Origin of the sequence: Massiliimalia massiliensis, from assembly GCF_900155615.1 — a bacterium.
Lineage (GTDB): Bacteria > Bacillota > Clostridia > Oscillospirales > Ruminococcaceae > Massiliimalia > Massiliimalia massiliensis.
The window spans coordinates 560,942-584,878 of sequence record NZ_FUHT01000004.1 but is presented as its reverse complement, the minus strand read 5'-3'; the positions used below and the strand labels follow the sequence as shown (position 1 = coordinate 584,878).

Annotated in this window: 22 protein-coding genes; all 22 read right to left on the bottom strand. The window is 48.2% G+C overall.

Annotated elements, in window-relative coordinates; all coding sequences use genetic code 11:
• Positions 1–6: 6 nt before the first annotated feature.
• On the bottom strand, positions 7–915 hold the full coding sequence (locus CZ360_RS11380; protein WP_077534307.1) for a DnaD domain protein: 909 nt from the start codon (positions 913–915) through the stop codon (positions 7–9).
• A 149-nt stretch (positions 916–1,064) separates the two neighbouring features.
• A complete protein-coding gene (locus CZ360_RS11375) occupies positions 1,065–1,718 on the bottom strand; it encodes an HAD family hydrolase (protein ID WP_159438265.1) in 654 nt (217 codons plus the stop codon).
• Positions 1,719–1,846: 128 nt separating this feature from the next.
• Positions 1,847–3,052: an aspartate kinase gene (locus tag CZ360_RS11370; protein WP_077534305.1), complete on the bottom strand. Its 1,206-nt coding sequence runs from the start codon at positions 3,050–3,052 to the stop codon at positions 1,847–1,849.
• Between the two features lie 52 nt (positions 3,053–3,104).
• Positions 3,105–4,001 (bottom strand): homoserine kinase, encoded by an 897-nt coding sequence (gene thrB, locus CZ360_RS11365; protein ID WP_077534304.1) that lies wholly within the window; start codon positions 3,999–4,001, stop codon positions 3,105–3,107.
• A 15-nt stretch (positions 4,002–4,016) separates the two neighbouring features.
• Positions 4,017–5,261, bottom strand: a complete 1,245-nt coding sequence (locus tag CZ360_RS11360; RefSeq protein ID WP_077534303.1) for a homoserine dehydrogenase — start codon at positions 5,259–5,261, stop codon at positions 4,017–4,019.
• Between the two features lie 24 nt (positions 5,262–5,285).
• Complete coding sequence (locus tag CZ360_RS11355) at positions 5,286–5,720, bottom strand: ACT domain-containing protein (protein WP_077534302.1); 435 nt, start codon at positions 5,718–5,720, stop codon at positions 5,286–5,288.
• A 211-nt stretch (positions 5,721–5,931) separates the two neighbouring features.
• A complete protein-coding gene (locus CZ360_RS11350) occupies positions 5,932–7,329 on the bottom strand; it encodes an alanine/glycine:cation symporter family protein (protein WP_077534301.1) in 1,398 nt (465 codons plus the stop codon).
• Between the two features lie 142 nt (positions 7,330–7,471).
• A complete protein-coding gene (hisE, locus tag CZ360_RS11345; protein ID WP_077534300.1) occupies positions 7,472–7,801 on the bottom strand; it encodes a phosphoribosyl-ATP diphosphatase in 330 nt (109 codons plus the stop codon).
• Positions 7,791–8,135, bottom strand: coding sequence for a phosphoribosyl-AMP cyclohydrolase (gene hisI, locus CZ360_RS11340; RefSeq protein ID WP_077534299.1), 345 nt, complete (start codon positions 8,133–8,135; stop codon positions 7,791–7,793). Before hisI ends, hisE begins: the two co-directional genes overlap by 11 nt.
• 14 nt (positions 8,136–8,149) lie before the next feature.
• The gene (hisF, locus tag CZ360_RS11335) at positions 8,150–8,911 is read right to left on the bottom strand and encodes an imidazole glycerol phosphate synthase subunit HisF (RefSeq protein WP_077534298.1); all 762 of its coding nucleotides are present in this window, start codon (positions 8,909–8,911) and stop codon (positions 8,150–8,152) included.
• Between the two features lie 14 nt (positions 8,912–8,925).
• Positions 8,926–9,642 carry a 1-(5-phosphoribosyl)-5-[(5-phosphoribosylamino)methylideneamino]imidazole-4-carboxamide isomerase gene (gene hisA, locus CZ360_RS11330; RefSeq protein ID WP_077534297.1) on the bottom strand — a complete coding sequence of 239 codons (717 nt, stop codon included), beginning with the start codon at positions 9,640–9,642 and terminating at the stop codon, positions 8,926–8,928.
• Positions 9,639–10,244, bottom strand: a complete 606-nt coding sequence (gene hisH / locus CZ360_RS11325) for an imidazole glycerol phosphate synthase subunit HisH (RefSeq protein WP_077534296.1) — start codon at positions 10,242–10,244, stop codon at positions 9,639–9,641. Before hisH ends, hisA begins: the two co-directional genes overlap by 4 nt.
• A 20-nt stretch (positions 10,245–10,264) precedes the next feature.
• Complete coding sequence (gene hisB, locus CZ360_RS11320) at positions 10,265–10,846, bottom strand: imidazoleglycerol-phosphate dehydratase HisB (RefSeq protein WP_077534295.1); 582 nt, start codon at positions 10,844–10,846, stop codon at positions 10,265–10,267.
• Positions 10,843–11,907: a pyridoxal phosphate-dependent aminotransferase gene (locus tag CZ360_RS11315; protein WP_077534294.1), complete on the bottom strand. Its 1,065-nt coding sequence runs from the start codon at positions 11,905–11,907 to the stop codon at positions 10,843–10,845. The genes hisB and CZ360_RS11315 overlap by 4 nt, the downstream gene beginning before the upstream one ends.
• A gap of 14 nt (positions 11,908–11,921) precedes the next feature.
• Entirely contained in the window at positions 11,922–13,217 is a 1,296-nt protein-coding gene (gene hisD / locus CZ360_RS11310; protein ID WP_077534293.1) for a histidinol dehydrogenase, read from the bottom strand.
• The gene (gene hisG / locus CZ360_RS11305; RefSeq protein WP_077534292.1) at positions 13,210–13,866 is read right to left on the bottom strand and encodes an ATP phosphoribosyltransferase; all 657 of its coding nucleotides are present in this window, start codon (positions 13,864–13,866) and stop codon (positions 13,210–13,212) included. Before hisG ends, hisD begins: the two co-directional genes overlap by 8 nt.
• 14 nt (positions 13,867–13,880) lie before the next feature.
• Positions 13,881–15,074 (bottom strand): ATP phosphoribosyltransferase regulatory subunit, encoded by a 1,194-nt coding sequence (gene hisZ, locus CZ360_RS11300; protein WP_159438263.1) that lies wholly within the window; start codon positions 15,072–15,074, stop codon positions 13,881–13,883.
• Positions 15,075–15,282: 208 nt separating this feature from the next.
• The gene (locus CZ360_RS11295) at positions 15,283–19,617 is read right to left on the bottom strand and encodes a PolC-type DNA polymerase III (protein WP_077534830.1); all 4,335 of its coding nucleotides are present in this window, start codon (positions 19,615–19,617) and stop codon (positions 15,283–15,285) included.
• Positions 19,618–19,663: 46 nt separating this feature from the next.
• Complete coding sequence (gene ispG, locus CZ360_RS11290; protein WP_077534290.1) at positions 19,664–20,710, bottom strand: flavodoxin-dependent (E)-4-hydroxy-3-methylbut-2-enyl-diphosphate synthase; 1,047 nt, start codon at positions 20,708–20,710, stop codon at positions 19,664–19,666.
• 24 nt (positions 20,711–20,734) lie between these two features.
• The gene (locus tag CZ360_RS11285) at positions 20,735–21,814 is read right to left on the bottom strand and encodes a M50 family metallopeptidase (RefSeq protein WP_229408048.1); all 1,080 of its coding nucleotides are present in this window, start codon (positions 21,812–21,814) and stop codon (positions 20,735–20,737) included.
• A 22-nt stretch (positions 21,815–21,836) separates the two neighbouring features.
• The gene (gene dxr / locus CZ360_RS11280) at positions 21,837–22,994 is read right to left on the bottom strand and encodes a 1-deoxy-D-xylulose-5-phosphate reductoisomerase (RefSeq protein WP_077534289.1); all 1,158 of its coding nucleotides are present in this window, start codon (positions 22,992–22,994) and stop codon (positions 21,837–21,839) included.
• Positions 22,995–23,031: 37 nt separating this feature from the next.
• Complete coding sequence (locus tag CZ360_RS11275) at positions 23,032–23,904, bottom strand: phosphatidate cytidylyltransferase (protein WP_159438261.1); 873 nt, start codon at positions 23,902–23,904, stop codon at positions 23,032–23,034.
• Positions 23,905–23,937: the final 33 nt, after the last annotated feature.

Below are 23,937 nucleotides of genomic sequence, written 5' to 3'. Positions count from 1 at the left end.
ATTCTCCTAATCCAGGGTCGGGACATTATCCCAATAGCGGTCGAGCAGATCAATATCATAGGACTGCTCCGTATCAGAAGCCTGATACTTTTTCCCGCCGTCCTTCTGGTTTATTTCCCGTACTGTACGGTATCCCTTTTCATTCCAGTTGGACAAAATCTTATTCATATACGCCATAGCAGCCTTGCCGGTGTTCTTCACCGTCCGCTCATAGGCAAGCTGCAGAACATCCAGGCTGAACTGGTATTCCTCCAGCCAGGTGCGAATCCATTTTTCCTCCGAAGGAATCAGCTTCCGGTCTGCAATGCCAAGCAGCTTTTTCACCTGGCCTTCCTTTGCATGGTATTCGGCTGAATGCTTCAAAAAGGTTTCCGCGGCAGTATGGGTAGTAATCCCTTGGTCGTACCAGCTTATACATACCTTTTCAATATACCGGATATCCTTTTTCCCATTTTTCACTGAATACTGGATTGCCATTACAATTACATCAGCCGGCAAGCGGTAGTACTCATAAATATGGGTGATGGTTTTCATATCCGTTGAGGTCAAAGGCCGTTCCATGATCTGTTCCATAGTGGAAAGCAGGTATTTCAGTTCCGGATCATTGCATGGCTGCACCGGTACAGCCGGCTTGGACGTTACCATATGTACCTGCGGCTGCCGAGCAGCAGTTGCCTCAGTATCCGCAGCTAAAACCTGCTTGTCAATCCAGTAGGAAATCGCCTGGCTGACCTTCTCCTCCTGTATGTTCAGAAGCTGTGACAGCAGATGCACGCTGTAATTTTTATCCGGATCCTTAAAAATCATCAGGATAATTTTCAGGTAATCGGATGGAATATCCTGTATCTCGTCGACAATCAGACGAGGCAGAGAAAAATTATTTTTGTAGTTTGTAAAGTTGATGTGGTAATTCAATGAAAAACCTCCTCCCGATTGCTCATGATGGACGGCTGCAATGATAAGCCCCCGCTGGATTCGCGACACATTTTTGCCGTTTGTGCTTTTTATTATAGCATAAAGCCTGATAAGAAACAACGCCCAAAGATGACTTTGGACGTTTTCCTCTATTTCTTCTGAATCCACTTCAGTATTTCACCGCAATCCTCTGTATAAAGGTCAGCCTGTGCATTTAAAAGGCGGGATCGTTCCCCATATCCCCACAAAACGCCTACCGAATAGATACCGGCGTTTTTAGCCGCTTTGATATCAATATCGCTGTCTCCGATCAGTACGCATTCCAGTTTTTCAAAGCTTTCCCTTTTCTGAAAAGCGAGGAACTGCTCCGGATCCGGCTTCGGGGCAAAGCCCTTAGAATTCCCCAGGACGCCGGAAAACGCGACATCCGGAAGAAGCCTTTGCAGCATCTTTTTTACAAATTCAATCTGCTTATTGGAATAGATAAACAGATTGATATCCATGGAAAACAGCTCATGAATGAACCGCTCCATACCGGGATACAGCCTGGTTTCACTGCAATAATGCTGCTCATAATAGAGGTCAAAGCCCTGCTTCGCTTTCTCAAGCAGCCTACTGTCGGACAGTGGAGTCATCGCCCGGCTGATCAGGTCATATACACTGTCCCCAATAAATTTCTGAATATCGCCGCGCCCTCTCTTCGGGCATCCGATTTGGGATAAGCCGAAATTAACCGCGTTCGTTACATCATCCAGGGTGTCCGCCAGCGTTCCATCCATATCAAAGCCAACATATCGAATCATATCATTTTCCTTTTTCCAAAAAGCTTCTATTTTCTTTCCAAAATCTGCATACGGCATGATAGCCCAGCAAACAAAACAGTCACCTTTACCGAGCCGAACAGCGCCGGGTAAAGGTGATAGCTGATTGATTAAAACTCAAACGCGCTGTGGACTGCAACCACGGCCTGTTTCGCCTTATCTTTATCAACCAGGACGGAAATCTTAATTTCGCTGGTCGAGATCATTCTGATATTAATACCCGCTTCATAAAGCGCTTCAAACATTTTAGAAGCCACACCCGGATTCGACTGCATCCCAGCGCCGACAATCGATACCTTTGAAACGTTATCATCCATTTCAATTTTATGTGCCTGGATGTAGTCTTTTTCTTCATTCAAGCATTCCATTGCAATGTCTTTCTGATCATACGGTACAGTAAAGCTGATATCCTTGGTATCGTCGCGGCCGATTGACTGCAGGATAATATCAACATTCACTTTCCGCTTTGCCAATGTGGTAAATACCTGGAACGCAATGCCAGGACGGTCCGGCAAACCGATTAGAGCAATTCTTGCAATATTATCGTCTTTCGCGACCCCTTTAATCAACATTTTCTCCATTTTGATTACCTCCTTAACCTGCGTACCCGGTTTTCTTTCCAAACTTGATAATACTTCTAATTTGACATTATATTTTTTTGCCATCTCAACAGAACGGTTATGCAAGACCTGTGCGCCCAATGTGGCGAGCTCCAGCATTTCATCAAAGGAAATTTCACTGAGCTTTACAGCATTCTTCACAAGGCGCGGGTCAGCAGTATATACCCCGTCAACATCTGTATAAATCTGGCAGAGATCCGCATGCAGGGACGCTGCCAGCGCAACTGCGCTGGTATCCGAACCACCGCGGCCCAATGTCGTGATGTCGTCAAAACGGTTTAATCCCTGGAAGCCGGCTACAATGACTATGTTTTTCTTATCCAGCTCCACATGCAGGCGTTCTCCGTCAATCTTCCGGATCCTTGCATCGCCGTACTGGGAATTGGTCACAAAACCAGCCTGCCAGCCTGTCAGTGAGACAACAGGATATCCCATGCTTTCAATCGCCATAGCCAGCAGAGAGATCGAAATCTGTTCCCCGGTAGCCAGCAGCATATCCATTTCCCGTTTGGACGGGTTCGGATTGATTTCCGCCGCTTTCTCAATCAGGTCATCTGTAGTATCCCCCTGAGCGGACACAACGACAACAACATTATTCCCCTTGTCATAGGTATCGGTAACAATCTTTGCGACGTTAAATATTCTGTCCCGGTTCGCAACCGACGTGCCACCAAATTTCTGTACTATCAAACCCATTTTGTTGACCTCCTAAATAGATACAATCGATTCTGCCTCTATTAATACTTTATTATTCCAAGACGACTCTGGTTCCTAAATTATCGATGGATAATTTATATATTTTCCACGTTTCCAGCCCGCTTTCATCAAGATAGCGGCGGACTTCCTTTTCAAACCCATAATTTTTGGTGCCTACAATGGACATAATGGTCGGCCCGGCGCCGCTGATATATGTCCCATATGCTCCCAACGCATAGGTCTTGTCAAAAACATCCTGCGCATGAGGGATCAGTTCCATACGGTAAGGCTGATGGAGACGGTCTGTCACCGCAATCCGGATATTCTCATATTTCCCCTGTAAAAGCGAGGCGGAAAAGAGCGCTGCCCGAGCCAGGTTATACCTTGCGTCCATATGGCTAACTGTTTCCGGCAGGCACTGTCTGGCAAAGGCAGTGCTCAGCTCGAAGTCAGGTACAATCGCAAAGAAATCCAGATGCCGGTAAATTTCCTGCTTCACCCAATGCACCTTCCGGTTTTCCTCATATACGGAGGTGACGATCCCGCCCAGCAATGCAGGAGTCGTATTGTCCGGATGCCCTTCAATCTTTGCCGCGATATTGACAAGCTCGTCGGTATTAAACGGAGAACCTAGAATCAAATTCGCTCCGTAAAGGCCGGCTATGATACAAGCAGAGCTGCTTCCCAATCCCCGGGTCATGGGAATATTATTTTCCTGCAAAATCTTGATTCCATCCAATTTTTTTCCACACTGCTCAAATAAATATTTTGCAGAAACATAAACGAGGTTTGTCTCATCGGTTGGGATTTTTGTCCCGTCAGCAGAAGAAATCTCCAGGATATCGCTCTTCCCAATCCAGACATAGTTATATAAATTCACGGCCAAACCCAGCGAATCAAAGCCTGCGCCCAAATTTGCGCTGGTAGCCGGAATTTGTATTTTCAGCATAAAGAATCCTATCCTTTAATAATTTAAAATACGAATTTTATTGACAATATAAATACTGTCGGCATTGAGAATTTTTTCCTTGTCGATCAAATCCTGTTCCAGGATATTTTCCATTACAACCGCAAGCTCATTTTCCGGCTGCTCCGGACGGGAGAGATATTTTACCTCGCCAAACAGCTCTTTGATCTTTTCCCTTGCCTGACGGTTGTCACAGGCTGATATGCGGACATAATAGTCGCAGCAGGTTGTCCGGTAATCTACCACATGATTGACGCCGTCGTCCACCCAAGTCAAAGAGCTTGTGGTGTCGCTTGCCTTTGCCACATCAATGACGTCGGCCACAACAGCGCTCGCAGTCGGCAGCTTTCCGGCGCCGCGTCCGTAAAACACGACGTCCCCAGTCGCATTTCCGCGTACCAGAATGCCGTTGAATACGTCGGTAATTCCGGCAAGCTGGCTCTGCTTATTTAATAATGCCGGGCTGACCATGCACAGGACATTTCCCTCATCATCCAGCTTTTTCACCCGTCCGATCAGCTTGATCACACAGTCATTGCTCTCGGCATAGTCTACATCCTCCAGCGTGACGTGTCCAATTCCCTCGGTCGGGACATTTTCCGGATAAATCTGTTTTCCGTAAGCAAGGGAAGCCAAAATACAGATTTTCCGGCAGGCATCATGGCCGTCGACATCGGCGGTTGGGTTGCGCTCTGCATACCCCAGAGCCTGCGCCAGCTTCAAAGCCTCGTCAAACTGCATCTGCTCGGTAATCATCTTCGTCAGGATAAAATTTGTCGTCCCATTCAGAATTCCGGCAATTTCATCGATCTGATTGGCGGCCAAACAGGAATGCAGCGGACGGATAATCGGAATCCCGCCGCCTACGCTTGCTTCAAAATAGAAATTGACATGGTTTTCTTTTGCCAGGCGGAGCAGCTTTGCCCCTTTGGCGGCGACCAGCTCCTTATTGGAGGTAACCACGCTTTTTCCATGCTTTAAAGCTGCTTTTGCAAAATCATAGGAAGGGTTAATCCCGCCCATTACCTCAACAACAATCGAAATTTCCGGATCGTTTAAAATATCCGCGTAATCCTTGGTGAATTTATCGGCATACGGCACATCAAAGTCCCGTAGATCCAGAATCCGCTTGACATAAATATTGTCCCCCGCATTTTTGGCGATATATTCCTGGTTTGTCTCCACAACTTCCACAACACCGGAACCAACTACGCCATGTCCCAATACTGCAATATTGATCATTTTCCCCTTCAAGCCTTTCTCTATTTAAATTCTTCTAAATTCAACAACACCGTCGATTTTCCGCAAATCCTCCCGGAAAGCCGCCATGCTGGTACGCTTTTCATTTACACGCATGGTGACTGTCACATCTGCGGCTCCGTCGACCGGGATATTCTGGTTCACCGTCAAAACATTTGCCTGATGCCGATAGAATACAGAAAGCACCGACGACAAAACACCCGGCTCATCGCTTAGCTTCAAATAAAGCGTTATGGTTTTTTTCGTCTGTTTTTCTTCATATAGAAATACGCTGTCCTTATACTTGTAAAAAGCGCTCCTGGAAATATCAACCATTCTGCACGCTTCTGTAGAGCTTTTGGCAATTCCCTTGGAAACCAGCTTTTTCGCCTCCAGCACCTTCAGAAAAACACTGGGGAGCACCGAGGCATCCACCAGAATCAGTTGTGGCTCCAGATCCATTCAGTCCACCACCTAAACACATTTGTATATCAGACAAATACGACTATACCATGAATTGGCAGACTCTACAAGCAGAAATTTCAGGAAATATTCACTAAATCATTTGAATAATCCCAGAATAATAAAAATATTCTTTATTTTCTTTTATTTTCTCTCTATTTCATTAAATGATATAGAATCTGTTTATTTTGTTTTACATCATTTTATATTTTTAGGTACTTCTTCTAAATCTTTGCTTTTTTCTCTTTTCCTCCCGGATTCCAATCTGGTATTTTTTGGTGAGTCCACAGATTGTTTTCTGCATACCTACCAGTCCAATCAGGTTCGGAATAGCCATCAGGCCGTTAAAGGTATCGCTGAGGCTCCAGACAAACTGCAGTTCCATCACCGCGCCAAGCACAATGCAGGCGAGATAGATAAACTGATAAAGCCGAGCCGCAGATTTTTTCTCACAGAGGAATTTGACGCAGCTTTCCCCGTAATAAAACCACCCGATCAACGTAGCAAACGCGAACATGGAGACAGAGATTGCAAGAAACCAATCCGCAAATTTTGTCCCAAACAGACTGGAAAACGCAGCGGCGGTCAGCTTTGCGCCATTCAGCCCGCTGTTCAATACGCCGGTTGTCAGGATGACTAATCCGGTAATTGTACACATCAGGATTGTGTCAAAAAACACTTCAAAGACGCCCCACATTCCTTCCTCAACCTCGTTCTGGTTTTCGGAGGCGCCATGTGCAATAGAACCGGAGCCCATTCCAGCCTCATTGGAAAATACGCCCCGCGCAAAGCCAAACCGGACGGCATTCATGGACAGATATCCCAGAATTCCGCCGCCCGCCGAACGGAAATCAAACGCATCAGCAAATATCAGCTCAAAAGCATGCGGGATTTCCGGAAGCCGGAACAGCAAAATTAGAATGGAACCGCTCAAATAAAATAATGCGAAAAACGGTACCGTAACCGCAGAAATCTTTGCAATCCGCTTGACGCCGCCCAGAATCACCATGCCGACCAGAACCGCAGCAGCCGTCCCGATCCAAAAGCGGCTGCTGTCCTCAGCGATGGCTGAAACCGATTCGGCAATAGAATTGATCTGCGTCATATTCCCGATTCCAAAGGAAGCCAGTACACAGAAAACAGCAAACAGGCTGCCCAGCCATTTCTGCCCCAAACCGGCTGAAAGGTAGTACATCGGGCCGCCAACCGCCTCTCCGGAATCAGTTTTCTTCCGGTAGTGTACCGCAAGCAGAATCTCAGCATATTTGGTAATCATTCCAAAGAAGGAGCTGACCCACATCCAGAAAAGCGCGCCGGCACCGCCGCTGACCAGAGCAGTCGCCACACCGACGATATTCCCTGTCCCAATACAGCCAGCCAGAGAGGTCGCCGCCGCCTGGAAAGAGGAGATTGCCCCGTTTTCTCCAGTCACTTTCTTCCGGAAAATCCGTCCGATGGTGCATTTCCAGATCATCGGCCAATACCTGATCTGGAAAAAGCCGGTGCGGATCGTAAAATAAACGCCTACGCCGATCAGCAGAATCAGCATAAAAGGACCCCATACAATAGAATGGAGCGCTTCATTGGCAGCAGCGAACGCTTCTTTCATCCTCTCAATCCTCCGCAATCTCCTGAGCCAGCCTGTCAAAGCGGGTCACCGCCTGATACAGGAACAAGTTACCGCGTGAAGGGCAGTAACTTGTCACTCATTCTCATTCAATTATATTGCAGATTCTGAGATGATATGTATTTTATGAATTTTTATCAACCACATGAAATTTTTTAAGGTTCCCGGTTTTCTGCCGGCGTTCCTCCAAAACAGCGCCCACATCGTCAAGACTCAGCCCTGCCTCTACCATCAGTACCATCATATGGTAAATCAGGTCGCCCATCTCATTGGAGAGCTCCTCTTGATCCTGATTTTTCGCGGCGATCACCATTTCAGTGCATTCTTCCCCGCATTTTTTCAGAATTTTATCCAGGCCCTTCTGAAACAGGTAACAGGTATAGGAGCCTTCTTCATAATTTTCCTTCCGTTCCTTTACAATCTCATAAAGGCCCTGCAATGTTTCATTCTGCATCCTTTTCTTCCTCCTTACAATTCCATACCGGCTGAAAGAAGCAGGTATAATTTCCGGTATGGCAGGCCACGCCGGTTTGGTTTACCCGTACCAGCAGCGTATCATCGTCACAGTCGGCGGTAATACTAACCACCTTCTGCAGGTTTCCGCTGGTCGCTCCTTTATTCCAAAGCTCCTGCCTGGAGCGGCTATAAAACCAAGTATAGCCTGTTTCTATCGTTTTCGCAAGGCTTTCCCGGTTCATATAGGCGAGCATCAGGACATCTCCTGTCTGATCCTCCACCACAATTGCCGGGATCAGTTCCGCTTTTACAAAATATCGCTCTAAATTCATGCCGCTTCCCCTCTCTATTTACTCATCCGTACCGGGATATGGTGCTCTTTCAGGTGTCTTTTAACCTGCCCGACCGTCAGCTCCTTATAGTGGAACAGGGAGGCCGCCAAAGCCGCGTCTGCGCCGGTTTCTTCAAATACAGCGCTGAAATGCTCCAGCCTCCCGCATCCGCCGCTTGCAATGACGGGTACGTTTACCACATTGCAGACAGCGTTTAGCAGCTCATGATCAAATCCATTTTTCATCCCGTCTGTATCCATCGAGGTCAGCAGGATTTCCCCGGCTCCCAGCGAGACTGCCTGTTTCGCCCATTCAACAGCATCCAGGTCGGTATCAATCCGTCCCCCGTTTACCACCACATGAAAACTGCCGTCAATCCGTTTCGCGTCAATCGCGACCACTACGCACTGGTTTCCAAACTGGTCGGCCGCCTGGGCAATCAAATCAGGATTGCGCACCGCGGCGGAATTGACAGATACCTTATCCGCCCCCGCGCGAAGGGTATTTTTAAAATCCTCAATCGAGTTGATACCGCCGCCGACAGTCAGCGGCACAAAAACCTCCTGCGCCGTCCGCTCTACTACATCGAGGATTGTTTTCCTTCCCTCATGGGTCGCGGTGATATCCAGGAAAACAATCTCGTCAGCGCCCTGCCGGTTATAGTCCTTCGCACATTCTACCGGGTCTCCGACCTCCTTGATCCCGACAAAATTAATTCCCTTGACAACCTTTCCGTCCCGGACGTCCAAGCAGGGGATAATCCGTTTTGTGAGCATAGTCTTCCCTCCCGTTATCCGTTTGCGACCTGAATCGCTTCCTTCAGGTCAAGTGTGCCTTTATAGATTGATTTTCCGCAAATGGTGCCCCAGACCCCCAGCTTTTTCAGCGCCTTAATATCAGCGAGATTGCTGATTCCGCCGCTCGCAGTGATATCACAGCTCACAGCCTGATTGATAGCGGCAAGCTGTTCCAGATTCGGGCCGGCAAGCGTTCCGTCCTTCGAAATATCTGTAAAGACAATATTCTTTACACCAGATTGTTCCATTTCCTTTGCAAGAGAAAGATAGTCCACATCGCTGGTATCCAGCCAGCCTTCGGTTGCCACCATTCCGTCCTTGGCGTCAATTCCCACCACAATGCGGCCGTGGTATTCTTTCACTGCTTCTTTGACAAACGCAGGATTTTTCACCGCAATAGAGCCGAGAATAACCCTGTTAATCCCGTGGCTGAGATAGTATTCCACCGCATCCAGCGTCCGGATTCCGCCGCCAAGCTCAATTTTCAGCGAGGTTTCTTTTGCCATCTCGGTAAAAAGATCGCGGTTTACCATTTTGGCGTCCTTGGCTCCGTCCAGGTCTACCATGTGAAGATATTCCGCTCCGGCTTCTCGAAAGGTTTTTGCCGTTACAAACGGATCCTCCGCCACCTTTTCTACTGTGCCGAAATCCCCCTTCAGCAGGCGGACGCAGTTGCCGTCTTTAATATCAATTGCAGGTAAAATAATCACTTGGTTAATCCTCCAAAGTTTTTCAGAATCTGCAGTCCGACCTCTCCGCTTTTTTCAGGGTGAAACTGGGCGCCGAACACATTCCCGTTTTTCACCAATGCAGTGACGCACCCGCCATAACAGCAGGAAGCAGACAAGTATTCCGGCATCGTATACGCCATATAGGAGTGGACAAAATAAACGCAGTCACCTTCTGTCACTCCATGAAGAAGCGGGTCAGAAGAATTGTGGATATTCAGTTCATTCCAGCCCATATGCGGAATTTTTAAGCCTTCTGCCTTGAGCATATCTACCTTTCCAGGAATCAGACCCAATCCTTTACATACTTCAAATTCACTGCTTTCCTCAAACAGCATCTGCATTCCCAGGCAAATCCCCAGCAGTGGTTTCTTCTTCACCTGCTCCTTGATTTCCTCAACCAGTCCGGTAGCGGCAAGCTGTTTCATCGCGAAAGGAAAGGCCCCTACGCCGGGCAGGATATAACCGTCCGCCCTTTGAATGTCTTTCAGATCATTGGTGATCAGATAAGGCAGGCCCAGATATTCCAGCGCATTTTTCACACTGAACAGGTTTCCGGCCCCATAGTCAATGATTGCAATCATCTGCGGTTTCCCCCAATTCTTTATAAAACCCCTTTGGTAGACAGCACTTCCCCTTCTTTTAAAGGTGCTACCGCCGCTTTTAAAGCATGTGCCGCCGCTTTAAACAGCGCTTCTGCCTTGTGGTGGTCGTTCTTTCCGTATTCACAGCGCAGGTGCAGGGTCATTCCCGCCTGGAATGCGACCGCGCGGAAAAACTCTTCCGCCATCTGCGTATCAAAATCACCGATTGAATCGGCGTTAAATTCACAATCAAATACCAGATATGGCCGGCCGCTGATATCAAGACTTGCAAAGCCCAGCGCTTCATCCATTGGAATAAAAGCAGTTCCATACCGGGTAATTCCGGATTTATCGCCCAATGCCTTTGCCAGAGCCTGCCCTAGCACAATACCAGCATCCTCAATGGAGTGGTGGCAGTCGACTTCCAGGTCGCCGTCAACGGTAATGGACAAATCCATTCCACTGTGGACAGCAAGAGCGGTCAGCATGTGATCAAAAAATCCAATCCCGGTATTGATATTGCATATCCCGGAACCATCCAAATTCAGGTCAACAGAGATATCTGTTTCCTTCGTTGTTCGGCTGATTGACGCCTTTCTCATAACGAACCCTCCTGTAAGATCGCTTTTAATTCCCGGATCAGCTTCCGGTTTTCATGTGCGTTTCCGGTAGATATCCGCAGGTGTTTCCCCATCAAACGCACCGCGATAGAGCGCTGCTGCAGCGCTTCATAAATTTTCCTGCTGTCCTTCGTTTCCAGATATACAAAGTTGGTACAGGATGGATACACCCGCACAATCTCCCTTGCAGCTGCTGCCAGCTCTTCCAATTCTGCCTGGAGCTGTTTTCGGTTCTCAATAATTTCTTCGGCAGCTTCCTGCAAAAAGCGTTCGTCCGTCAACAGAATCTCACCGAAAGCCTGAGAAACTGCATTGACGTTATAGGGCGATTTCACCGCACGCAAAACCTTAGTCAGCTTCGGCGTAGTAACAGCAAAGCCAATTCTCGCCGCCGCCAGGCCGATTGCCTTGGAACAGGTGCGCAAAACCATCAGGTTTTCATATTTTCCCGCCAGCTTGATCACAGACTGATCCCAAAAATCCATATAAGCCTCATCCAGAATAATCAGGGCTTCCGTTCCTTCTACCAGCCGGAGCACATCTTCCCTCTTCAAACCCAGAGAGGTCGGATTGCAGGGATTGGAGAATAAAAGTGCTGAAATATTATGTTTTTCCAGATATTGGAGCGTATCCTCTACAGAAATAGTCAAATCTTCCCGCTTTGGGATGATCTCACAGGCTGTCCCGAACATTTCCGCGTAGATTCGGTACATGGAAAAATCCTGGTCGAAAACCGCCAGCTTCTGCCCATCCGAAAAAAACGCGGCGGCCAGGAGCGACAGCAATTCATCAGAGCCGTTAAAGGCGGTGACCAAATCCCGGTTTACCCCATAATAGGTCGCAAACGCCTCACAGAGACGGTTTGCATACGGGTCGGGATAACGGTTAAACTCGATTTCCTGCAGCCGGTCGGAAAATGCCTGAGCCTGTAACGGCTCTAGTTGAAGATACGATTCATTGGCGTCCAAACGAACGTTATAACGGCCGACAATCGGCTGATATGGCTCCAGACCTTGAACTGCCTGCGGCAAGGTGTATTTCATACAGAATACCTCCCTTATTTTTCATTCTGATAACGCACAATGATGGAATTGGCATGCGCCGTCAGGCCCTCTTTGTTCGCCAGCAGGACAATATCGTCATGCGCCTGGCGAAGCGCCTCGTCCGTATAATAAATATAGCTGGATTTCTTAATAAACGCATCCACAGAAAGCGGGGAGAAAAACCGCGCTGTCCCGCTGGTCGGCAGAACGTGGTTCGGCCCTGCATAATAATCGCCCAGTGGTTCCGGCGCATAATTTCCCAGGAAAACCGAGCCGGCATTATCAAGCTTCCCGATATATTCCATCGGATTTTCCATCATTACTTCCAGATGCTCCGGCGCAAAAGCATTCGCAAGCTCCACCGCATATTCCTTGCTGCTGCAAATAAAGATTGCGCCGAAATCCTTCAGGGATTTCGCAATAATATCCTTTCGTGACAGTCCGGCACGCTGGCGTTCCAGTTCCCGAACAGTCTCCTGTGCCAGCTTTTCAGAAGTTGTCACCAGGATCGCCGAAGCCAGAACATCGTGCTCCGCCTGCGACATCAAGTCAGCAGCGACATACTTAGCCGGAGCCGTCTCGTCCGCCAGGATCAAAATTTCACTTGGTCCTGCTATCATATCGATATCTACCGTTCCGTAAAGGAGCTTCTTCGCCGTCGCCACATAAATATTCCCCGGCCCGACGATTTTGTCGACCTGCGGAACGGATTCTGTTCCATACGCGAGCGCCGCGACAGCCTGCGCGCCGCCCAGGAGGAATACCCGGTCGACTCCGCACAAGCCGGCGGCTACCAGGATATCCTTATTCGCCGTTCCGTCAGACAACGGCGGCGTTACCATCACAATTTCTTCAACCCCCGCGATCTTTGCAGGAATCGCATTCATCAATACCGAGGAGGGGTAAGCGGCGGTGCCGCCCGGCACATAAATCCCGACCCGTTTCAGTCCCCGGATTCTCTGTCCCAAAATAACGCCGTTTGTCTTGGGGTTAATAAAACTCTGCTGCTTTTGGCGGTTATGAAAATCGCTGATATTTTCAATCGCATTGAGCAGGGCGTTCACATATGCCTCATCCGCCTCCGAAAGCGCGTTATTGATTTCTTCTCTCGGAACTTCAATGTACTTCGGCAGCTTGCCGTCAAATTTTTCCGTATATTCCAGCAGGGCTTTGTCCCCGCGTTCCTTCACATTTTCCAGGATGTCGGACACACGTTCCGTGACAGTTTTGCCGACTTCAGTGCTCCGGCTTTTCAGCAGCTTCATATAGTTTAATTCTGCGCGGCCATCCGCTTTAATCATCTCAATCATTGTTCCCATCCTTTCCACAGCCTGCAACCGCTTTTTCAATCAGGCCGATAATCTGCTCCATTTCCTTTTTGTACAGTTTCAGGCTGACCGTATTCACAATCAGCCGGGCCGAGATGTCGGTAACATCCTCATAGACCTCAAGCCCATTCTCCCTGAGTGTAGAACCGGTCTCCACAATGTCGACAATCGCATCAGAAAGCCCCAGCAGAGGTGCAAGCTCAACCGAGCCCTCGATCTTAACAATCTTGACGTCCATTCCCTTGCTCTCAAAAAAGCTTCGGGTCACATTTGGATATTTCGTAGCAATCGTCTTTTCGGTATAGCCCGCATAAAAGTCGCCGCCCTTTTTTCCGGCCAATGCAAATTTGCATCTGCCGAATCCAAGATCAACTACCTCGAAAAAGGTTCCGCCATATTCGAGGATGGTATCCTTCCCGACAACCCCCATATCACAGACGCCGTGCTCAATATAAGTGATGACATCGGCAGCCTTCGCAAGCACGATTTCAAGGTTCGCATCCGGAATCTCCAGAATCAGCTTCCGGCCTTTATTATGTAACTGTTCACAGTCAAATCCAAGCTGCTCAAACAGCCTGACCGTATCTTTTTCCAGCCTGCCCTTGGTCAGGGCAATTCTGATTGGACGCATCTTGTCTTTCTCCTTTATCTGTTGATGATTTTCACGGTTTCACCGACCAGATCAATTCTGGTAATTCCTTTTTCCCCGGCGTAAAAGACCGCTTCTTCCTGTGTATCCGCCAGGCTGTATTCACTGACAATCCCCTGATCCGCCAGGGATTCTACATGCTCCAGCGCCGCCATCTGGTATTCCGGTTCAGAATACACCAGTACGGAAATCGGGCGCAGCTTGTGATCCTTTGCGCTGAGCAGCGCATTCACTGCCGAATCAACATTCACCCCAAAGCCGACCGCGCCCCAGTCTTTCCCAAACTCCTGAAGCAGGCTGTCGTACCGGCCGCCAGAAAGAATTTCCTCTCCGTAGCCTTCTACATAGCCTTTAAATACAATCCCGGTATAATAGTCCGTCCGGTTAACGATTCCAAGATCGACTGTTATCTTTTCTTTTAGTCCCAGCATCGCAAGGGACTGGTAAAGCTCCTTGAGGTATTGCAGCAGCTCCAGGATCGACGGATCCTTTACCATCGATTCCACCTTTTCAAATACCTCCTGACCGCCGAACAGGCGCGGGAGGATTTTCAGAACTGCTACCTCCTCAGAATACGGCAAGCCGTTGAGGACGTCCTGCAGCGCCGGGTAGTTTTTCGACTGGATCAGGAAACGGATCGATTCTTTCTCTTCAGGGCTTACTTTCAGCCCGCTGATCAGAGAATTAAAAATTCCGATATGTCCAATTTCCATCCGGAACCGGTCAATTCCCAGATTTTGCAGCGCCTTCATCGCAGTAACCAGCACCTCAATATCCGCCTTTTTGTTGGAAACACCGATCAGCTCGATTCCGGTTTGCATAATCTCATCGCTTCTTCCGCGCAGGGACTGGTTTACCGAAAAGACCGCCTGGTTGTAATAAAGCCGGAGCGGTACATACTCCTGTTTCAGCCGAGTGGCGCAAAGGCGCGCAATCGGCATGGTAGAGTCCGGACGAAGCACCATCAATCGCCCCTTGGGATCAACCAGCTTATACATCTGTTCCACCGGGATACTGTTTTCAATGGTAGTGAAAACATCCATAAATTCCAGTCCGGGGGTTACAACCTCATGATATCCGCGCAGTTCAAACGCGTCCCGCAGCTTTGTCTCGATCTTTTTTCTCAAAACTGCTTCCTCAAACAGATAGTCCTTGGTTCCTTCCGGAGTGACCAGTTTATTTTTCTCCATAATTATGATCATCGCTTCCGCAAGGCGAAAGCACTCCTTTCCTGTGGAATATAGCCTGCAGCATCGTCATCCTTCAAGTAGCGAAAAATACAAAACGAATTCATTTGCTTTATTATGATATCACTTTAACATACTACTATAATAAAATCAAGGTATTACAGCATATTTTGTATTATGTTCCAAAAAACTCCCATATGCGCGGTCATTTTTAGAAAAATGTAACCTGAGCGGTTTTTGGCATATCGCCGAACGCTCCCATCTGCTCAAGCAGCTCGATTACAGATTTTGACACGCCAGCCCTGGCCTGCACTTCGTCAATCGAGATAAAGCTTCCCTTTTTCGCCGCCTTCTGAAGATTATAAGCGGCGGCCTCTCCGAGCCCTTTCAGCGCAGTGAACGGCAGCCGGATTTTTCCGTCCTCAATCGTATATTTGGTAGCGTGGGAATGATAAAGATCAACCGGCAAAAACTCGAATCCCCGGCAGATCATTTCATTGATGATCAGCAGGATATTAAATTCGTCATCCTCTTTGACACTGCGGTCATTCCCCTTATGCAGCAGGGCTTCCAGGCGGAATTTAACAGCAGAGCGCCCCTTTACCGCTTCCTCCGCGTCAAAGTCGCCGTTCCGGACAGTAAAGTAGGAGGCGTAAAACTCCAGAGGATAATAGATTTTATACCAGCCCAGTCGGACTGCGGAAATATCATAGGCAGCGGCATGCGCTTTCGGGAACATATACTTAATCTTCATACAACTGTCAATATACCATTCCGGTACATTGTGTTCCCGCATAGCTGCCAGGTGTTCCTCCGTCAGCAGCTTGGTTGCCTTTCCCTTACGGGTGATTTCCATAATCTTAAAGGCCATGCCGGGCTCCAGCCCCTTGTGGATCAGATAGGTCATAATACTGTCACGCGTACCGATTACCTCACTGATGGTACAGGTTCCGTTTTTAATCAAGTCCTGCGCGTTGCCGAGCCATACGTCTGTCCCATGGGACAGACCGGAAATTTGAAGCAGATCGGAAAAATTCTTCGGCTGCGCGTCTACAAGCATCTGGCGGACAAAGCTTGTCCCCATCTCAGGCAGGCCGAAGGTTCCGGTTTCGCTGTAGATATCCTGCGGCGTGACACCCAGGGCTTCGGTTGAGGTAAAAAGGCTGTACACCTTCGGATCATTCATTGGAACGTCAGTGACGCTGGTACCCGTCAAATCCTCCAGATGCTTATAATGAGTCGGCCCGACATGTCCCAGCTCATCCAGTTTCAGGATCGTGTCATGGAGAGAATGGAAGTCAAAGTGGGTGGTAATAATTCCGGAATTCGCATCGTTTGCCGGATGCTGCACCGGAGTAAAGTCATAAACATCGTATTTATCCGGCACAACCACCATGCCGCCCGGATGCTGTCCAGTAGTCCTCTTTACACCAGTACACCCAATAGCAAGCCGGTTTTCCTCCGCCTTATGCAAGACCCTTCCGGCATCCTCCAGATACTTCATAACAAATCCATAGGCCGTTTTATCCGCGACCGTACCGATTGTTCCCGCCTTAAAAACATGATCCTTTCCAAACAATTCCTCAGTATATCGATGCGCGCGGGACTGGTATTCATCCGAGAAGTTCAGGTCAATATCAGGCGCTTTGTCCCCGTTAAATCCAAGGAAGGTTTCAAACGGGATGTCATGCCCGTCCCCAACCAACGGCGTACCGCAATTCGGGCAGTTTTTGGAGGGCAGGTCAAAGCCGGAGCCAACCGAACCATCCTCAATAAACTTGCTGTATTTACAATTCGGGCAGAGATAATGCGGAGGCAGAGGGTTCACCTCTGAAATTCCGGACATGGTCGCGGCAAAGGACGAACCGACCGAACCACGGGAACCAACCTGATAGCCGTCCTGCTCGGATTTAAAGACCAGCTTCTGCGCGATCATATAAAGAACCGCAAACCCATGCTTGATGATAGAGGTAAGCTCCCGTTCCAGACGTTTTGCCACCAGCTCCGGCAACGGATCGCCGTACATCCGCTTTGCTTTCTCATAGCAAAGCCGCTGAAGCTCTTCCTCTGAGCCCTCAATTTCCGGCGTATAGGTTCCGGCCGGGATCGGGCGGATATCTCCGTCGATCATATCCGCAATCAAGTTGGTATTTTTGACAACCACCTCATAAGCGGTTTCCTCGCCCAGATATTCAAATTCCTTGAGCATCTCGTCAGTCGTGCGCAGATAAAGCGGCGGTTGGTTGGCAAAATCCTTAAACTTCTGACCAGCCATCAAAATTTCCCGGAAAATACTGTCGTCCTTATTCAGAAAATGGACGTCGCAGGTTGCTACCACCGGGATATTCAGCGCCTTCCCGAGGTTCACAATGGTCTGGTTGAATTCCTGAATCCGTTCCATGTCGGGAACAATCCCTTCCCTGACCATGTACTCGTTGTTTCCGAGAGGCTGAATCTCCAGATAATCATAAAAGCGCGCAATCCGGCAGAGATCCGTCCAGGACTGTCCGTCTACAATCGCCCGGTACAGCTCGCCCGCTTCGCAGGCGCTCCCGATCAGCAATCCCTCACGGTGTTTCATGAGCACACTCTTCGGAATCCTGGGACGTTTAAAGAAAAAGTCCAGATGCCCGTAAGAAACCAGACGGTAAAGGTTTTTTAGCCCCGCCTGGTTTTTCACCAGGATAATCTGGTGATAGGTTTTCAGCTTTTTCGGGTCGGCGCCCGACAACGCTGTATTAATCTGCTGAAGGGTTTCTACCTGCTCATCCTTTTTCAGCATAGCGGACAGCTTGATAAAGATCTTCGCAAGAGTATCCGCGTCATCACAGGCACGGTGATGATTAAAATCCCCTACCTGCAGTTCCTTAGCCACAATATCAAGCTTATGGCGTTTTAACTGGGGCAGCAGCTGACGGCAGATCGGGACAGTATCGATTGATGTAAAAGCAATTTCTTTTTTTGCCCGCCCACAGGCAGCTTTGATAAAATTCATATCAAACGGCGCATTATGGGCAATCAAAGGCGCGCCGTTACAGAAATTCAAAAAGCTTTCCAGTGCTTCCGCTTCTTTCGGAGCGTCCGCTACCATCTCATCAGTAATACCGGTCAATTCTACAATATTGTGCGGAATTGCTTTTTCCGGGTTGACAAAGGTATTGAAGGATTCGAGAATTTCCCCGTTTTTGATCCGCACCGCGCCGATTTCTGTCATCCGCTCTGTTGCAGAGCTTAATCCTGTTGTCTCGGTATCAAATACAATGAATTCACCGTCAAGGCTGCGGTCATCATCCCCGACAACCACATCGGCACAGTCATCTACAAAATAGCTTTCCACACCGTAAATGACTTTAAAGTCCCCGCCCTTTTTCCGGATGGAATCCACTGCGCTGACCGCCTCCGGGAAGGCCTGTACCACGCCATGGTCGGTAATTGCGACAGCCTTATGTCCCCAGGAATAAGCGGTGTTAATCAGCTTGTCCGCGCTGACCACCGCGTCCATGGAGGACATATTGGTATGCAGGTGGAGTTCCACCCGTTTTTTCTCTGCGAGATCCTTCCGCCCTTCTTTTTTTACCGTCATAATGCTGTTTGGACGAATAGTGACGTCATTCGCATACTTATCAAAGCTCGCTTCACCCTGCACAAAGATACAGGTTCCCTTTTTGAGCTTGTCATAATCGTCCTTTTTCTTGACATCATCAAAGATTTTCAGGGTATTTGACCCGGTATAATCTGTAAAGTCAACAGATAGGATGATCTTGTCCTCTTTTCTTGTCAGGCGGGAATCGATTGCAAAAATTTCTCCCCACACGGCAACGCGCCCGGATTCAGCCGATACTTCCGCAAGGTCGATCGGTTTTTCCCTGATCGGGCGGCCCATAATGATTTCGCTTCCTTCCAAGCTAAACGGAAGCGTGCCAGCCTGAAATTTGACAACCTGCCGTCTGGAAGGTCTTGCAGGCGCAGAATCCGGACGGTAAGCCGGCGTCTCCGGGGGAGGAGCCCCAAAATCGCTGACAGGAGGCGGCGCTATGTATTCAATCGGAGGAAGGTCCGGCAGGAGTTTATTCGCTTCCTCCTGTGTCATGCTCAGTTTACCGGTAAAAGCAACCTGTACGCGCAGGGAAAATTCCTCATAGATCAGATCGGCAATACTTTTGCGCAGATTTGTCTGCTCCAGGATCGCTTCACCGCCATGCTTTAATTCAATCGACAGGATCCTGTCCTGATAGCTTGGCACCGCATGGTCAAAATACCCGTTGATTACGCTCACCCTCGGCTTTAGAACAGCAACAATATCCGCAAAATAATCCGCTGAAAACAGATCAGGATGATACTTGACCTGCAGGACAAAACGGTTCAGCTTCAAATTATTTTTCAGTTCCTGCTCTAATTCCAGCCGGTTCTGCCAATGGATCACCTGATCAAATCTTGCCGTACAAATAACCAAATTATCCTCACGGTCAACTTCCAGCTTTAAAATTTCACTTTCTGACAACAGGGTTCCATACCGCTCCTTCTGAGAAAGGTACCCCCCAAACATTTCTTCCAGACTGTGATTCAAATAAAAACACCTACTTATCTTTACCCTACATTCCTTCAATTTCCCGCAGCAGCTCTGGGACGACTTCTTCTTCTTTGACCTTCCGGATAATTTCTCCTTTTTTAAAAAGGACAGCGCATCCATCGCCGCCGGCAATTCCAATATCCGCTTCCTTTGCTTCACCGGGCCCGTTGACAACGCATCCCATCACTGCAACCTTCAGCGGCTTTTTGCAGTGTTCCAAAGCCATCTCAATCTGGTTTGCCAATCCAATCAAGTCAATTTTTGTCCTGCCGCAGGTCGGGCAGGAAACAATTTCAATCCCATCCCGGCGCAGATCCAGCGCTTTCAAAATGTCCTTGGCGGCATAGATTTCACGCACCGGATCAGCCGTTAATGAAACGCGGATCGTATCCCCAATTCCATGAAGCAAAAGACTTCCGATCCCTGCAGCCGACTTAATCAATCCCATCCGTTCCGTTCCGGCCTCGGTCACGCCAAGGTGAAGCGGATACGGGCACTGCTCCGCTAGCAGCTCATATGCCTTTACCATAGTCGGCACATGGGAGGATTTAATTGAAATGACAATATCGTCAAAATCGAATTTTTCCAAAAGGCGGACATGGTAAAGCGCGCTTTCCACCAAAGCCTCTGGGGTCGGCGCACCATATTTTGCTAAGATATGCTTTTCTACGCTGCCGGAATTCACCCCGATCCGGATTGGAATCCGACGATTCCGGCAGGTATCCGCTACCTTTTTGACGTTTTCGTCACTGCCGATATTGCCCGGATTTATTCGGATTTTATCGACGCCTGCCTCTGCACATTCCAGGGCCAGGCGATAGTCAAAATGAATATCCGCAACCAAAGGGATAGATACTTTGTCTTTGATAGCCGGGACAAGCGCCACAGCCTCCCTGTTTGGAACAGCCGCGCGGACTATTTCACAGCCAGCCTCTTCCAAACGGACTGCTTGGCGAACGTTCCCCTCGATATCCTCAGCCGGACAATTCAGCATCGACTGGATGGCTATATTCCCATCTCCAAGGACAATATTGTTTAACTGTACCTGTTTTACATTCCTGTTCATCATCAGAAACCCTTTCCTGGTCTAAACCTAAAACAATCTGATAATATCCTTTAGCGTAATGACAATCATTAATCCAAACAGCAGAATTAAGCCCACTGCATGAATGACTCCCTCATACTTTGCCGGAACCGGTTTGCGGAAAATTGCCTCGATCAGGATAAACACCAGTCTGCCGCCGTCCAGTGCGGGGATTGGCAGCAGATTGAAGATTCCCACGTTGATTGTCAGAAACGCGATCAAAATGAAAAGATTCGTCCAGCTGATCGAAACCGCCTGGCCAATTGCCTCGCCAACTCCCACCGGCCCGGACAACTGGTCAAACCCGACCTTACCGGTAATCAAATCCCCCAGCGAAATCCAAACCAAGCGTCCGAGCGAAAGTGCTTTTCCCGCGCTGTAGCTTAAAGATTTTCCGAGAGAATTTTCCTCGGCAAGCAGCTTAAAGTCAATATCAAGCTCCCGCTTCTCTCCTGTCACCTCGGTATAGAATTCTACCTCTTTCAGTTCCAGCTTTTCGCCGTTCCGTTTCACCTGAAAGTCGATGATACCGTCATCATCGCCCAATATTTCCGTAACCACGTCGTCATAGGTAAACGCGGCCCGCCCATTGACCTTTAAAATTTCGTCGCCAACCGCTAAGCCGTATTGTGCAGAAACTGCATTTTCATTAAAGGACGCCACCTGCCTGGTTGGGACATGAGACATCGTAAGAACCACGCCCAGCAATACCAAAAAGCCCAGCAGCAGGTTCATTACAGCACCTGCCACCACAATACAAAACCGCTTCCAGACCGGCTTATTACAGAAAGCTCTCTCATCAGCAGAGGTGGAGTCCTCGCCTTCCATGCTGACATACCCGCCAATCGGAAGAATCCGCACAGAATATTTGGTATTGTGATTAACCGGAATCATTTCACCGGTATCCGGATCCAGTTCCACCTCATCTGATTTTTTCTGATGGGTATAAATCGCAGGCCCCATCCCCATTGAGAATTCCAAAACCCTGACCCCGCAAAGCTTCGCTACAATAAAATGTCCCAGCTCATGGATCATAATGATAATACCAAACACCAAAATTGTAAGTAAAATTGTAACTGCTAAATTCAAAAAATCAAGCCTTTCCTCTGGACTAAGCCATCTGCACGGCCTTGTTTAATACCATTTCCCGCGCTTCCCGGTCAGTATTTATTATGTCGTCTACTGTAAAATTATTCCGTCCCGTAAACTTCCCAAGCACATCCGACACCAGTTCCCCAATTTGCAAAAAGCTAATTTTTCTGTCCAGGAACAGTGCAACCGCCTGTTCATTCGCACCATTGACCGCCGCCGGGCTCAACCCGCCTTCCTTGACTGCCGCAATACACGCCTTTAAGCAAACAAAAGTGTCATAGTCCGGTTTAGCAAAGGAGAGGCTTCCATAATCCGTCAAGGACAACGGCTTTACATTGCAGGAAACTCTTTTTGGATAGGTTAAAGCGTACTGAATAGGAATTTTCATATCCGGCACGCCCATCTGCGCAATCACAGAATGATCCTCATATTCCACAGCCGAATGGATCACACTCTCCCGATGGACAACCACCTCAATCTGGTCGGGCTGTAAATCGAAAAGCCACATCGCTTCGATGAATTCCAGTCCTTTATTCATTAACGTCGCACTGTCGATGGTGATCTTTGCGCCCATGCTCCAGTTTGGATGAGCAAGCGCGTCCTCAATCCGGACATCCTTAAGCTCTGCGGAGGTTTTCCCATAAAAAGGCCCGCCGGAAGCAGTTAACAGGATCCGGCTGATTCGATTTTGAGAATTCCCCTGTAAGCATTGGAAAATGGCAGAATGCTCGCTGTCCACAGGATAAATCGGCACCCCGTTCCGTTTTGCCGCTTCAATAACCAGCTTTCCTCCGGTTACCAAGGTTTCCTTATTCGCCAGCGCAATCTCCTTTTTGGCTTCGATTGCAGCCAGGGTTGGGCGCAGCCCAATCATTCCGACAACAGAATTTAAGATGATATCAGCTTCCGCCATAACGGCAAGCTCCATCAGCCCGTCCATTCCAGTGACAATTTCCACCTTCAAATCCGCAGTCAGAGTCTTCAGCTCCGCATATTTTTCCTCCAGGAAAATACAAAGCTTTTTCGGGCGGAATTTTCTTGCCTGTTCTGCCAATAATTTTACGTTATGATATGCCGCAAGCCCACAAACTGAAAAGTTGTGGGCTTGACATACCTCTAACGCCTGTGTTCCGATCGAACCTGTCGAACCTAAAATACAAAGCGTTTTCTGATTCATACTCTAAACCTTCAGGCTAAAAACCTGCTCCTTTCTGCTATTTGACAAGATCACTTGCCGTTGACATAATCGGCCAGATATCGCACATTACATAGATAAACGGCGCGATGAACAAGACACTGTCGAACCGGTCGATAATACCGCCATGTCCCGGAATAATATTGCCAAAATCTTTAATTCCCGTCTGGCGCTTAACAATGGAAGCGAATAAATCTCCAAAGATTCCGATAATAGATCCCACAAAAGACACAACGATCAAAGCGATCAAATTGGCCTCCAGGTGAAGGGAGTCCTCTGTTATAACAGTATAAACATAAGTAAAGGCAACATTAAAAATAACGCAGAATATAACTCCGCCGACAGCACCCTCAATCGTCTTTTTCGGGCTGATTGTCGGAGCCAGCCTATGTTTTCCAAATACGCGGCCGATAAAGTATGCTCCCGCATCCGAAATCCACGCACACAGGAAAATCAACAGGATATAAAAAATTCCGCCGTCATACTTATCCCGGACAAAAACAAAGGAAGAAAGTGCAAACGGAACCAACACAGAAACTGTGAAAGCGACGCCTATTTCTTCAAATTTCAGCGTATTATGCCGGGCAAACAAAATAGCAATCAATATAACGATATAAACCAGCATCACCAGGGTAGTCCGATCCTTCATGAGTTCAAAATTCATGAAAGGAATCATCCCGGCAAACAGCATAGAACACACCAGGATCACTGGATTAGCGACATATTTGGTGGAATGCAGAAATTCATAGACGCCGATCATACAGATCAATGCAATCGCAATATTTAATACAATCGTATCATAGAAAAAGAGTACCGCGATTAGAATCGGAATCCCGATTACCGCTGATAATAGTCTGGTCTTCATCTTCATCACCATGCTTTTGTCCAGCAAAAGCATTCCCTTTCTTTCGGCATTTGAGCTTCT

Coding starts and splice junctions, on each gene's coding strand:
- CZ360_RS11315 (WP_077534294.1), bottom strand. CDS start 11,907: ATGAAATACACCTTGCCGCAGGCAGTTCAAGGTCTGGAGCCATATCAG.
- CZ360_RS11350 (WP_077534301.1), bottom strand. CDS start 7,329: ATGAAAGAAGCGTTCGCTGCTGCCAATGAAGCGCTCCATTCTATTGTA.
- CZ360_RS11375 (WP_159438265.1), bottom strand. CDS start 1,718: ATGATTCGATATGTTGGCTTTGATATGGATGGAACGCTGGCGGACACC.
- hisI (WP_077534299.1), bottom strand. CDS start 8,135: ATGAATTTAGAGCGATATTTTGTAAAAGCGGAACTGATCCCGGCAATT.
- hisF (WP_077534298.1), bottom strand. CDS start 8,911: ATGCTCACAAAACGGATTATCCCCTGCTTGGACGTCCGGGACGGAAAG.
- hisH (WP_077534296.1), bottom strand. CDS start 10,244: ATGATTGCAATCATTGACTATGGGGCCGGAAACCTGTTCAGTGTGAAA.
- ispG (WP_077534290.1), bottom strand. CDS start 20,710: ATGATGAACAGGAATGTAAAACAGGTACAGTTAAACAATATTGTCCTT.
- hisG (WP_077534292.1), bottom strand. CDS start 13,866: ATGCGTCCAATCAGAATTGCCCTGACCAAGGGCAGGCTGGAAAAAGAT.
- CZ360_RS11355 (WP_077534302.1), bottom strand. CDS start 5,720: ATGGATCTGGAGCCACAACTGATTCTGGTGGATGCCTCGGTGCTCCCC.
- CZ360_RS11370 (WP_077534305.1), bottom strand. CDS start 3,052: ATGGGTTTGATAGTACAGAAATTTGGTGGCACGTCGGTTGCGAACCGG.
- CZ360_RS11360 (WP_077534303.1), bottom strand. CDS start 5,261: ATGATCAATATTGCAGTATTGGGACATGGCGTAGTTGGTTCCGGTGTT.
- hisB (WP_077534295.1), bottom strand. CDS start 10,846: ATGAGAAAGGCGTCAATCAGCCGAACAACGAAGGAAACAGATATCTCT.
- dxr (WP_077534289.1), bottom strand. CDS start 22,994: ATGAATCAGAAAACGCTTTGTATTTTAGGTTCGACAGGTTCGATCGGA.
- hisZ (WP_159438263.1), bottom strand. CDS start 15,074: ATGGAGAAAAATAAACTGGTCACTCCGGAAGGAACCAAGGACTATCTG.
- CZ360_RS11295 (WP_077534830.1), bottom strand. CDS start 19,617: ATGTTTGGGGGGTACCTTTCTCAGAAGGAGCGGTATGGAACCCTGTTG.
- hisD (WP_077534293.1), bottom strand. CDS start 13,217: ATGATTGAGATGATTAAAGCGGATGGCCGCGCAGAATTAAACTATATG.
- hisE (WP_077534300.1), bottom strand. CDS start 7,801: ATGCAGAATGAAACATTGCAGGGCCTTTATGAGATTGTAAAGGAACGG.
- thrB (WP_077534304.1), bottom strand. CDS start 4,001: ATGCTGAAAATACAAATTCCGGCTACCAGCGCAAATTTGGGCGCAGGC.